The organism is Psychrobacillus sp. FSL H8-0510, from assembly GCF_038008345.1.
In the GTDB taxonomy this organism is placed as follows: domain Bacteria; phylum Bacillota; class Bacilli; order Bacillales_A; family Planococcaceae; genus Psychrobacillus; species Psychrobacillus psychrotolerans.
The window spans coordinates 1,818,466-1,830,737 of sequence record NZ_JBBOYZ010000001.1; the positions used below are offsets into that span (position 1 = coordinate 1,818,466).

Here is a 12,272-nt window from a genome sequence, read left to right on the forward strand (position 1 = left end):
TTTGTTTTCCTAATTCCTAATAAATAAAATGGCCACAATATAACGAGCAATGCCAGGATGTTGCAAAAGAAAAAACTAGAAATATAATCGAGGAGAAACAAATAGAGCTCCGCATAGTAAACAAAAATTGTCATTACAAACGGAAGTATTTGATGCTTGTTTGTTGATTCAATTATCTTGATCACCGATCCTTCCGATACATACTCTTATACTTATTCGATTAGCTACTAAAAAAAACCTCCCTATTGAATCCACAATTTCTAGGAGTCTTACCAAAGTTAAGTGCGGTGCTTGCGAAACAATCGAAATTTGAAAAATATTGCTGATTCGTTCATCGGAAATTTACATCAAATATCCAGATAACAAAGAAAAGCAAACGCCTATTTAGCTCGTTTGCTTCTTTTTCGATCAAATGGAGTTTTCCATGCCTTCCCTTAAAAGCAGAAACTATCGTTCTATTGTTCGTGCTTGTCTTTGTAGAGTACTGTATACAGTTGCAGAATATTATAACCGTACTTATTCCAACCTGGCATTACATCTTTTCAGGAGCTGGCATACCTAATAAACGTAGGCCTTCCTTTAAAACTATAGATACCGAAAACGCTAATGTTAACTTAGAAGAAGTGGTTTCATCCTTAGCTAAAATTTTGGTATTCGCATAATATTTATTGAACTGGCGCGATAGTAGTAAACAATACTTTGCTATTTGAGATGGATCAGCATGAGCAAACGCTTTTTCTACAACTCGAGGAAAATCCTCGAGTAGTTGGATAATTGGCCATGTTTCATCTCCAAGTGGTGAAAAGTTGAATTCTTCAGCCTTAAAGTTGCCTTTTTGGAGCAACGAACAGATTCTAGCATTAGTATATTGTACATAAGGTCCAGTTTCGCCTTCAAAGTTAAGCATCTGTTCTAACGAAAAATCAATATCATTCATGCGATCATTTTTTAAATCATTGAAAATAACTGCTCCTATACCAACTTGCTTGGCAATTTCCTCTTTATCCTCTAAGGTTGGATTTTTCTCATTAATATTTTGCTTTGCTGTGTGAATGGCATCCTCTATTACGTCAGCCAGCAAGATTATTTTACCTTTACGGGTAGACATTTTTTTGCCGTCTTTCAGCATCATTCCAAATGGAACATGCTCTAGCTGTTTAGCCCATTCATAGCCCATTTTCTCAAGTACCGAAAATAGTTGCTTAAAGTGAAGTGTTTGTTCATTTCCTACAACATAAAACGTCTTAGTCGCTTGATATGTTTGTTGACGATAGATAGCTGCTGCTAGATCACGGGTTGCATAAAGGGTAGCCCCATCTTTCTTTGTAATCAGACTAGGGGGCATATCTTCGAGTTCTACTACAAACGCCCCGTTAGATTCCATTAACAATCCCTTTTCTTTTAAACCGTCTACTACACTAGTCATCTTATCGTTATAAAAAGCTTCTCCAGCATACGAATCAAAGCGAACACCCAAAAGTTCATAGATTTGTTGGAACTCCTTTAAAGATGCATCTTTGAACCAATTCCATAAGTTTAGAGCTTCTTCATCCCCTTCTTCGAGCGATTTAAAGGCTGCACGAGCTTGACCGTTTAACGAGTCATCTTTTTCTGCCATGTCATGAAAATGCACGTAAATCTTTAATAGCTCTGCAATTGGTGCTGCAAGAATTTTGTCTTGGTTTCCCCATAATTTATAAGCGACAATAAGCTTGCCAAACTGCGTGCCCCAATCTCCTAGGTGGTTAATACGAACAGCTTCGTACCCATTTTTCTCTGTAATGTTCGCTAACGAGTTGCCTATTACAGTTGAACGCAAGTGCCCCATTGAAAAAGGCTTTGCTATATTTGGTGAGGAAAAATCAATGATAATTTTTTCATGCTCTTTCTTTTTACTTCCGTACTGCTGTAAATCGGTCGTAATAGCTTGTAAAACTTGGTTAGTAACCAGTTCTTGATGGAGGAAAAGATTCACGTATCCTCCAGCTACTTGTACGTTAGTGATTAAATAATCCTCTAACTTCTTACTTAACTCTAACGCTATTTGCTGCGGAGCTTTACGCATTTTAGGAGCTAATGTAAAACAAGGAAATGCCATATCCCCGTGTTTTGTTTGCTTTGGTTTTTCTAATAATTGTTCCACTTGCTCTACAGTCCATTCATTTTCTAAAGCATTCGAAATGATAGTTGCAATTTGATATGTCAGGCTCATATTTTCTCCTCCAATATAAAAAGCCCTCGTCTCTATATAAGAGACGAGAGCTATATTCCCGTGGTACCACTCTAGTTGCCACAAATGTGACCGCTTTTACGTTTGTAACGAGGTGTCTTCCCCGATTTTCCCTACTCCATTTCAGGACATTTCTCCGAAGTGCGCTTCATCGATCTTCTGTATTAGGCTCCCACCGTCCCTAACTCGCTTCCGCAGTTGTGCATCGATTACTCTCTTCATCAACGAATTTAACTTTATGATTTTACATATAGTACAGTATTTTCAAAATTGCGTCAACACCATCGTTCAAATTTTATAAATACTTATCATGGTCCCGTTGATTGAATCATTGCACAACTTATCCAACTAATACAAGTAATCCAAAATTCCTCAGAAGCAACTAAAAAATTTTCACCAAAAACCACACTATGAATATAATGAGCACAAAAGGTAAGTGTAAATTATTGGAGGTTAACGACTTGGATAAAAATAAAAACTTTTTATTCCATGAAAATCAAAATGGTCAAAACCACCAAACAGATAGCCAAAGCGCTAAACTCGCTGTCATCGCAGGGGCAATCACTACACTTGGCGATGTTCTTGCTACGATGGCATCCGTATTAGCTATAGAAGAGGCACGGCAGGAACAAAGTGAAAATGGCAACAATGGAAATAGTAAAAATATGCAGAAACAGCTTGATTATTTAACATCTGAAATGGAAAAAATAAAAAAACAAATAAATTCCCCGAGGAGATAGTACACTAATTTGCGCTTATTCTTCACAGAAAGGGCTAATATTTAAGTGGAGTTGTCATGATTGTATTAATTAGCTTTATCAAAACAAACAAATGCCACTTAATCCCATGTATAGTTTAATGGATAAAGTGGCATTCAAATTTTCATAACTAGTTGACTCATATTCTACTCGATTGACTTTATATAAAGAGATTTCTTAATTACTTCCGGGTAGTTTGGACAATCTAATTACATCGACGACTAGCTTTAGTTATTTTGCAAGTAATGCTAACTTTCTTTTAGATGGTGTTTCATACTTTACTTTAGCGGACTTTTGAACATAACTTCCATTACCTACACCGTATAAACCACCATGATTGCTCTTATAGCTATAAACTCGGTATTCCTCTCCTTTTTTCATAGGACGTACCGTAGTCAATGATCCGTTATTTTCCATTTTGACCAAGTTTGTATTAGATAAAATAGTAATTTTACCTATTTGCCCCAATTTGAGTTCTGTTTTTCCCCACATCACTCTTACAGCGGATACATCTAATTTCTTTGTAATATACGCAGAGGAGATATAACCTGCTAACTTTTTATCTTCTGTTTTAACTGGGTACCATACAAATTGGTTTAAACTTGTCAAAGATTGATCAAAAATGAAATCACCTTCAATTGTTAAGGTAGAATTCTTTGCTAATTGCTTTTGAATGGATGAAGATCCGGGCTTTAACCTTAACTTTACCTTATCTTCTGTTACTAAAACCTTGTCTCCTTTTTGAAAATGATATGCAGAGGAATGTATTTGATCGTTTAAGGAATACTCCATCTTTTTGAATCTTATATTTTCTAAGCTATTAGGGTCATATTCAAAATCAGCTGCATTAAAAGGAAACTGCCCTAATTTCGTGCCGTATAAGTAACTATCTTTTTCAAGAAGCGAAAAGACTTTTTCTTGATAGGCGGCTTGGTTCTTTAATCCATTTGACTGAATAAGTGGACTGTTAACAGGCTTCGTCCCATTATAGGCCATAATAGGAAAGTACCAGTTTTCGATTATATCTCTTCCTGTCTCTTTTATTTTTGGAAGATCTGTTCGTTTATACATATTGCTAAGAATTTCGACGCCTGCCTGAATATTGTAATTGATATCGTATTTCAATTTTTCTTGATTATAGTCCGATTGATTGGTGATTTGCATAAGACCAATTCCATTGTCTGTTGAGATTATAGGTTGACCTTTCTCATCAAATTGTCTCCAATTACCATTTTCTGTGGAAGCCACTGCTTTCACCACTTCGGGTGGAATCTCTGCTTCCAAAGCAGCATTCGTAAGTAAGCAATTTATGTGCTGAAAAGAGGGATTTTGATTTGGTTTAATTTCTCCATAAGTTGTACATTTAGATGCCCATGTTGACTCAGCTAATGCTTCATCATAGGAAAAACATAGAAGGATTAAACAAGCTAAGAGACCTGCCCATATTTTGATTGATTTCATTTATTCAATCTCCATTCATTTAAATTTTATACTTATCTAGTATATTTTACCATAAAGGATTAATGTTTAATAGCGACTTCTAGGCTATGAAACTGCTGGGAAAGGAAAAGAGCTTTCTAACATAGTTTCTACCTAAGTATAAGTGAATTAAATTTAATATGAATATTGCATACTTAAAGATTATGGCTAAGTCTCATTAAATTACTTCCATTTACATCTGTGGAAAAACCAAATTTTTCGTAGTACGAAACCAATCTATCAGGACAATAAAGTTCAACTCTTTCGACATCTTTAACATGAGAGTGGTTTAGAATACTTTTCATCAAAATAGTACCGATACCATCATTTCTGTAATTCTCTTTCACAATAACATCAAATATGAAAGCTCTATATATACTATCTGAAATCACCCTTGCAAACCCAATTAGTTCTCCTGATTTCTCATGAATCAAACCAATTACAACACTACTGTTTTCTAACAGCTTCCTAGTTTCGGTTATTTGACGCTTCTGCGTCCACCATTCGTTTTTAAATAAGCTATGTAACTCCTCTATTCGTTTCTCATCAAACTTCTCAATAATCTTGAAATTATCCATTACCACACTCTCCTTCAACACCTTTTTCAATATCAACTTGATTATTCGTGACTCACAACCATTTATCCTTCATTAAGAGTACAAATAAAAATAACCATAATGTAATTACAATAAATAATTCTTTTTCTTAAAAATCCCCTTATATTATTACATTATCACTTTCTTTTTTTCATATTCTATATACATGGATGTCCTGGGGAGAGATGCATTTGATAAAAAAAGGCTTGGTTATATTAGTTGGAAGTGTTTTTATAGCATTGGGTATTAATCTTTTTTTAATCCCATATAAAGTGCTAGATGGTGGAATTATCGGGATCGCACTCATTTTAAATTATCTCTGGGGTTTAAAGCCTGGATTAATGATTATATTATTTAGTATTCCGGTTTTTATTATTGCGTGGTTTAATTATCGGGAATATTTCTATAATAGTTTGCATGGGATGATTATCTCTTCTTTTTTGATAGATATTCTACAACCATTGGTAGGGTTTATACATATCGATGCAATTTATAGCTCCATATTAGGTGGAGTTTTTGTTGGAGCAGGAATAGGTTTAATGCTACGCTTTAAGACCAGCACGGGGGGCACCGATTTAGTAGCTCAACTACTCAGTGTGAAAACGGGTGTTAATGTAGGTATACTGATTTTTATTATCGATTCGATTGTGGTGTTATGCGGTGGGCTATTATTATCTGTTGATACATTGCTTCTATCGATAATTACGATATTTTTTGTTGGTGTAACAACGAGTTTTATTACGAGGAAAGTAACGATTTCATAATAAGAGCCGCTAAGGATATAATTCCTTTAGCGGCTTAATGTTATTTTATACGTAGTTCTGTTTCTTTATCAAAGAAATGTGCTTTACTCAGGTCAAATGCTAAGTCGATTGTGTCCCCTGCTGTAATATTGAAACGAGAGTCAATACGAGCGACAAAGCTTTGATTGTTCACTTGTGAATATAGAATGATTTCCGCACCCATTAGTTCCGCAACCTCCACAGATGCATTCACTTTTGTTTCCGGAGAGAAGTCTAGGAATACTTGCTCATCATTAATATCCTCTGGGCGAATACCAAGAATGATATCTTTACCGTCATACCCACGCTCTTTAAGGATCTTCAGTCTGCCGTCAGGAACTAATAACTTTACATCATCCATGATGAAATAATTACCGATCAATTTACCATTCAAGAAGTTCATCGCTGGAGAACCGATAAATCCACCGACAAATACATTGTCTGGCTCATCATACACTTCTTTTGGCGCTCCCACTTGTTGAATGATCCCGTCCTTCATAACTACTAATCTTGTAGCCATTGTCATTGCTTCTGTTTGGTCATGGGTTACATAGATCGTAGTCGTTTGTAGACGGCTATGTAGTTTTTGAATTTCTGCACGCATTTGCACACGAAGTTTTGCATCTAAGTTAGATAACGGCTCATCCATTAAGAAAACTTCTGCATCACGAACGATTGCTCTACCAAGTGCTACACGCTGACGCTGACCACCAGAAAGAGCTTTTGGCTTACGATTCAATAGATTTTCTAATCCTAAAATCTTTGCAGCATTATCCACACGTTTTTTAATCTCATCTTTTTTAAATTTGCGAAGCTTCAACCCAAAAGCCATATTATTGTATACATCCATATGAGGGTAAAGTGCGTAGTTTTGGAATACCATCGCAATATTACGATCTTTCGGTGGCACATCATTTACGCGTTTGTCTCCAATATATAAATCACCAGAAGAAATTTCCTCTAATCCAGCAATCATACGTAATGTTGTTGATTTCCCACAACCAGATGGGCCAACTAGTACTAAGAATTCTTTATCTCTTATTTCTAAGTTGAAGTCTTCTACAGAAACTACTTTATTGTCGTATACCTTTTTAACATTTACTAATTTAAGTTCAGCCATTCTATTTCCCCCTTGAAATTGTAAGTGCTTTCATTAGTAATAGAATACTATATTTCTAATTTTCAAGAAATGGGAATAGTGCACAAAGATGAACCAGATCTTTGTGTATATTTACTAACTATCATTTTCTTGCTAGCAATGCCAAGGATACAGTCATTGCATTATGAAATTGACGAATATCGATTCCCGTCTTATCAACGAAGCGATCTAATCGATATTGCAGGCTATTTCGGTGTAAATGGAGTACTTTTGCTGTTTCGGAAAGGTTCAAGTTACATTCGAAAAAAGTCTCGATCATTTTAATCGTTTCTTCATCGTATATGTACTCATGTAATATAGTTTTAGAAATATCCAGTCTTAATCCTTCATCGGTCTGCTTTGTTAAGATAAAAGGTATAGCATCGACATAAGTCACTACCGATTTGTTCGTATACTGGAATACTTGGTTGGCCACGTTGGTCAAGGATTTATAGTGAAGGGAAAGATCATTAACATCCTTTTTATATGGTCCCACAAAGAAGTTAATTTTCACATAAAGGTCACTCATTAAAATATCGATTATCTGATCGTATGAAATGCTATCCTCATCCACCATTTGCTGCTCGATGATAAAACCTTCGTGTTCATTGTGCCAAAGAATGGACACTTGCTTGTCAAAGAGCGCATCTATGGCATCTTTAAACAAGATAGGTTCTACCTGATCTTTATTAAACGAAAAATATACGAAACGAAAAGGATTACTAGGTTTCCATTCCTTCTCTCCCTCTATTGGTTCGGTAGAGAAAATAAGTTTCCTCCACTTTCCCTCTACATCCGTTGGATTAGGGAATTTCACATTATAGGGGGATAGAAAAGCAGTTAATAATGAGATATCTTTGGAGGTTAGTTCGTCGTTACGGATACCAATTACTTCATGGTTGTCTGTTGTAAACCATTTGTAATCTATGCCTAATTCGTCGGAACTGTCCTTATATACTTGTAGTGTAGAGTAAATTTTTCTTAATTGATCGATCATTATATAAACCTTCTTTCGAAAGAATTACCTTTTTGGCAATCTACAGAAAAGTTTTGACTATTCTACTATTATTGTAGCTTATCATAAACCAACACGCTTTTAATTTTTTGGAAATACAATAAAACCTGTAGGCAACTCATTTTTAGAGTGTCTACAGGTTTTGTTTTTGTTATGCTAGTCGTTTCTTTGCCTCTTCAATTTGTACTTTCACTTGCTCGAAACCAGTACCACCTAAAGAATTTCTTCTTCTAACAGCTGCTAGTGGTGATAGTACATCATAAATATCTGACTCTATCAAGCTACTTGCCTGCTGAAGATCTTCTAGTGGTAAATCGAGTAAGAAGTATCCACGTTGAATACATAGGAAAACTAGTTTTCCAGTTATTTCATGTGCTTCGCGGAATGGAAGTCCTTTTGCAGCTAAATAATCCGCTAGTTCCGTTGCATTGGAGAAATCCTTGTGAACAGTATCATGCAGTCGTTCTGTGTGAACTACCATTGTACGTACCATGCCTTCAAAAATTTTCAATGATCCAACGATTGTATGTACAGTATCGAACATGCCCTCTTTGTCTTCTTGCATATCTTTGTTGTAGGCAAGTGGAAGACCCTTAATGACAGTTAATAAGCCCATAAGATTGCCGTAAACTCTACCAGTTTTCCCACGGATTAACTCGGCCATATCTGGATTTTTCTTTTGAGGCATAATACTAGAGCCAGTTGAAAAAGAATCATCTAATTCGATAAAATTGAATTCAGCACTAGACCATAATATAATTTCTTCCGCAAAACGAGACAAATGGGCCATTAACATAGAAGAATTACTTAGAAATTCTAGGATAAAATCACGGTCACTCACAGCATCCATACTATTTTCATAAACATTTGCAAAACCAAGATATTCAGCAGCTACCTTACGATCAATTGGAAAAGTCGTCCCCGCAAGTGCACCTGCTCCAAGTGGTGAAATATCGATGCGCTTCACAGAATCTTTGAAACGATCCTTATCGCGTTCTAGCATCCAAAAATAAGCCATCAAATGGTGAGCAAATGAAATTGGTTGCGCACGCTGTAAATGCGTATATCCTGGTGCAAGGGTTTCTACATGTGTTTCTGCTTGTGTAACAAGTGTTTGTTGGAAAGTCTCGATTAACTCGATTATTTCAATTACTCTATTCTTCAAGAATAAATGCATATCTGTTGCCACTTGATCGTTACGGCTACGCCCAGTATGCAGCTTTCCACCTACTGGCCCGATTAAATCGATTAGCATTTTTTCTAAATTCAAGTGAATATCTTCATTGGCAACAGAAAACTCTAATTTGTTTTCAACTGCCAGTTTTTTGAGTTGGACGAGACCTCCTAAAATACTTTGGACATCATCACATGGTAGTATATTGCAGTCTCCTAACATTTGAACGTGTGCAATACTGCCATCTAAATCTTCATTCACTAATGTTTGATCGAATCCGATTGATGCTCCAAATTCATCGACCCATTGTTCGGCAGATTTTTGAAATCTGCCGCCCCATAGTTTAGTCATGCCTTCACCTTCTCTGCTCCCTTGTTCACCATAGCGTGAACTTTTGTTGGTAGTCCCCATAGCTCGATAAATCCTACAGCTGATGCATGATTAAACTCATCATCTTTTGTATATGTTGCTAACTTCTCATTGTATAGAGAATTTGGAGATTTACGTCCTTCTACAATTGCATGCCCTTTAAATAATTTAACACGCACTGTTCCGTTTACATATTGTTGCGTTTCTTTTAAGAATGCCTCTAAAGCGGTTCTAAGTGGTGAGAACCAAAGTCCTTCATAAATAAGTTCCGTCAACTTTTTCTCCATTACTGGTTTAAAATGAGCTAATTCTTTTACTAGAGTAATATCTTCTAATTCTTTATGCGCTAGAAGTAAGGTATGTGCGCCAGGAATTTCATACACTTCACGTGATTTTATACCAACTAAACGGTTTTCTACATGATCGATACGACCGACACCATGTTTTCCAGCAATGTCATTTAGTTTTAAGATGAGTTCGTGTAATGGATATGCTTTTCCATCTATGGAAGTAGGAACTCCTTGTAAAAATTCAATTTCAATGACATCCGCAGTATCCGGTGCATTTTCTAGAGAAACAGTTAAATCATAGGCCTCTTCTGGTGGAGCAGCCCACGGATCTTCCAAAATGCCACATTCGTTTGCGCGACCCCATAGGTTTTGATCGATAGAAAATGGGCTGTCTAGGTTAATAGGAATTGGAATATTCTTTTCTTTTGCGTATGCAATTTCTTCTTCACGGCTCCAGCTCCACTCACGTACTGGCGCAATTACTTCTAAATCTGGATTCAATGCTTTAATAGAAACCTCGAAACGCACTTGGTCGTTTCCTTTACCTGTGCAACCATGTGCCACTGCTGTTGCTCCCGTTTGTTCTGCAATTTCTACTAATTTTTTAGAAATCAGTGGACGTGATAAAGCGGAAACTAATGGATATTTGTTTTCATACCATGTATGTGCTTGTAATGAAATTAATGCATATTCATTAGCAAATTCTTCTTTTGCATCGATCATATAACTCTCAATTGCTCCAACTTCTAATGCTTTATTTTTCACGAATGTCAGGTCTTTCCCTTCGCCAACATCCAAACAAACCGCTATAACGTCGTATCCTTCATCTTTTAACCATGTAATTGCGACTGATGTATCTAACCCGCCTGAATATGCTAAAACCACTTTTTTGTTCATTTTTATATTCCTCCATTGCATTTATATACATTGTTTTAGTATTAATATACATAATGTAACATGGAATTTGTATGAATACAACTAATAATTAATAAATATAAGTAATTATTCTTATTTTTGTATATTTATCGATTCTTCCTTTTTTTGTTTTTCTAGTTCAGAAATGAGCGTATATTCAATCCCTCTTATAGCAAACTGGTTCTCTATCTCTCGAATAATATTATGTAGTACGGTTAAGCGAGCATATAATTTGTCATCACCATGGACTATAAACCAAGGTGCATCTGTACGATTCGACTTATCAAACATATCTTCAGCTGCTTCTATATACTGGTCAGATTTTTCCCGATTACGCCAGTCCTCGTCTGTTAGCTTCCAGATTTTATAAGGATCGGTCTTGCGTTCTGTAAAACGTTTCAATTGCTCTTCCTCAGAGACATGTATCCAATGCTTAATAATAATGTAGTTATCATCCGTTAAGGTTTTTTCAAAATGATTTATTTCTTTATAAGCACGTTTCCATTCTTCTTTAGTTGCCAGTTCTTCTACTCGTTCAACTAATACTCTCCCATACCAGGAGCGATCGAAAATCCCTATTTGTCCATACTGTGGAAGTTTTCTCCAAAATTGTTGCAAATAGTGATAACGGAGTTCATGTGGTTGGGGGGCGGAAATAGGATGAACGATGTATCCTCTAGGATCAAGACGCTGTGTTAAACGCTTAATAGCTCCCCCTTTCCCAGCAGCATCCATTCCTTCAAAAACAAGTATGAGACCAATCTTTTTCTCGAGAAGTGTCTTCTGTAAACTTAGTAAATGATATTGTAGCTTCTTTAGTTTCTTTTTGTAGTCCTTTTTAGAATGCTCAAATTGTGTTGCTTCTAAATTACTTAATGATTTTGGCAATGATATCCCTCCTTATTTACTTTTTGTATACCCAACTTTCTATTACAACCCTAAAAACAGTAATTGAATGAATGTTTTGTTTAATAAAAGTAGGCTATGTTAAAATTAATGGTTGATTTTGTCTAGAAAAAATTAGCTTGGAAAACCAATTCCAAGCTCACCTTTTTCTGTCTTATTTTAACTAAAGCACCCGCTAGCTTAATAAGAACTTTTTATATTTTACCTTCTTTTATCCATGTCCAAATTCGGTAACTTCCGTAAACTGATACTAAGAAAAGTAAAAGCATAAATATAACGTAAAGTGATAATCTATTGATTTCTTCTAACCCTTCGCTGTTAGCTACTGTCCAAATGGATAATCCTAATAGCATCAAGTAACAAAATACATTAGGAATAATCCATGCTATTCTTAACTTTGTGTTTTTCAAAAATATTCCCCCTCGGTCTATATACGAAAGTCAGCATGAATAGATTCCACATAAGTATTTCCTTCTTAAAGGTAAAGCGCCCGTAGTTGAAGAAGAAAAGTGGCACTTCTTCAACAATAGCGTCCGATTGTTGTATAAAGGGTTTAAATTTTGTTAATAAGCTGTAGCTATAAACAAAAATTTAATGAAAATTATCGGATAGACGATAAT

At 35.6% G+C, this 12,272-nt stretch carries 11 protein-coding genes and 1 other annotated feature; of the genes, 2 read left to right on the plus strand and 9 right to left on the minus strand.

The window, feature by feature from the left end; all coding sequences use genetic code 11:
* Window positions 1-532: 532 nt before the first annotated feature.
* Window positions 533-2,212: an arginine--tRNA ligase gene (gene argS / locus MHI40_RS08910; RefSeq protein WP_340762330.1), complete on the minus strand. Its 1,680-nt coding sequence runs from the start codon at window positions 2,210-2,212 to the stop codon at window positions 533-535.
* A 36-nt stretch (window positions 2,213-2,248) separates the two neighbouring features.
* Window positions 2,249-2,464: a binding site (T-box leader), on the minus strand.
* A gap of 227 nt (window positions 2,465-2,691) precedes the next feature.
* On the opposite strand from argS, the gene MHI40_RS08915 reads away from it, so the two are divergent.
* Window positions 2,692-2,970, plus strand: coding sequence for a hypothetical protein (locus MHI40_RS08915; protein WP_340762331.1), 279 nt, complete (start codon window positions 2,692-2,694; stop codon window positions 2,968-2,970).
* 249 nt (window positions 2,971-3,219) lie between these two features.
* Here the strand turns inward: MHI40_RS08915 and MHI40_RS08920 are convergent, their stop codons facing one another.
* Window positions 3,220-4,449, minus strand: coding sequence for a transglycosylase SLT domain-containing protein (locus MHI40_RS08920; protein WP_340762332.1), 1,230 nt, complete (start codon window positions 4,447-4,449; stop codon window positions 3,220-3,222).
* 173 nt (window positions 4,450-4,622) lie between these two features.
* Window positions 4,623-5,045 carry a GNAT family N-acetyltransferase gene (locus MHI40_RS08925; protein ID WP_340762333.1) on the minus strand — a complete coding sequence of 141 codons (423 nt, stop codon included), beginning with the start codon at window positions 5,043-5,045 and terminating at the stop codon, window positions 4,623-4,625.
* Window positions 5,046-5,248: 203 nt separating this feature from the next.
* On the opposite strand from MHI40_RS08925, the gene MHI40_RS08930 reads away from it, so the two are divergent.
* Window positions 5,249-5,827, plus strand: coding sequence for a YitT family protein (locus MHI40_RS08930; protein ID WP_340762334.1), 579 nt, complete (start codon window positions 5,249-5,251; stop codon window positions 5,825-5,827).
* Window positions 5,828-5,867: 40 nt separating this feature from the next.
* Here the strand turns inward: MHI40_RS08930 and MHI40_RS08935 are convergent, their stop codons facing one another.
* The 6 genes from MHI40_RS08935 to MHI40_RS08960 form a co-directional block, all read right to left on the minus strand.
* Window positions 5,868-6,965, minus strand: coding sequence for an ABC transporter ATP-binding protein (locus MHI40_RS08935; protein WP_093534089.1), 1,098 nt, complete (start codon window positions 6,963-6,965; stop codon window positions 5,868-5,870).
* 121 nt (window positions 6,966-7,086) lie between these two features.
* Window positions 7,087-7,980 (minus strand): PucR family transcriptional regulator, encoded by an 894-nt coding sequence (locus MHI40_RS08940; protein WP_340762335.1) that lies wholly within the window; start codon window positions 7,978-7,980, stop codon window positions 7,087-7,089.
* 169 nt (window positions 7,981-8,149) lie between these two features.
* A complete protein-coding gene (gene argH / locus MHI40_RS08945) occupies window positions 8,150-9,523 on the minus strand; it encodes an argininosuccinate lyase (protein WP_093534085.1) in 1,374 nt (457 codons plus the stop codon).
* Complete coding sequence (locus MHI40_RS08950) at window positions 9,520-10,728, minus strand: argininosuccinate synthase (protein WP_093534083.1); 1,209 nt, start codon at window positions 10,726-10,728, stop codon at window positions 9,520-9,522. The genes argH and MHI40_RS08950 overlap by 4 nt, the downstream gene beginning before the upstream one ends.
* A 111-nt stretch (window positions 10,729-10,839) precedes the next feature.
* A complete protein-coding gene (locus tag MHI40_RS08955) occupies window positions 10,840-11,634 on the minus strand; it encodes a polyphosphate kinase 2 family protein (protein ID WP_340762336.1) in 795 nt (264 codons plus the stop codon).
* Between the two features lie 212 nt (window positions 11,635-11,846).
* Window positions 11,847-12,062: a hypothetical protein gene (locus MHI40_RS08960; protein WP_340762337.1), complete on the minus strand. Its 216-nt coding sequence runs from the start codon at window positions 12,060-12,062 to the stop codon at window positions 11,847-11,849.
* Window positions 12,063-12,272 lie beyond the last annotated feature (210 nt).

Excerpts from the sequence above, each read along its gene's own strand:
- MHI40_RS08925 (WP_340762333.1), bottom strand. The coding sequence starts at position 5,045 with ATGGATAATTTCAAGATTATTGAGAAGTTTGATGAGAAACGAATAGAG.
- argH (WP_093534085.1), bottom strand. The coding sequence starts at position 9,523 with ATGACTAAACTATGGGGCGGCAGATTTCAAAAATCTGCCGAACAATGG.
- MHI40_RS08935 (WP_093534089.1), bottom strand. The coding sequence starts at position 6,965 with ATGGCTGAACTTAAATTAGTAAATGTTAAAAAGGTATACGACAATAAA.
- MHI40_RS08950 (WP_093534083.1), bottom strand. The coding sequence starts at position 10,728 with ATGAACAAAAAAGTGGTTTTAGCATATTCAGGCGGGTTAGATACATCA.
- MHI40_RS08940 (WP_340762335.1), bottom strand. The coding sequence starts at position 7,980 with ATGATCGATCAATTAAGAAAAATTTACTCTACACTACAAGTATATAAG.
- MHI40_RS08930 (WP_340762334.1), top strand. The coding sequence starts at position 5,249 with ATGCATTTGATAAAAAAAGGCTTGGTTATATTAGTTGGAAGTGTTTTT.
- argS (WP_340762330.1), bottom strand. The coding sequence starts at position 2,212 with ATGAGCCTGACATATCAAATTGCAACTATCATTTCGAATGCTTTAGAA.
- MHI40_RS08920 (WP_340762332.1), bottom strand. The coding sequence starts at position 4,449 with ATGAAATCAATCAAAATATGGGCAGGTCTCTTAGCTTGTTTAATCCTT.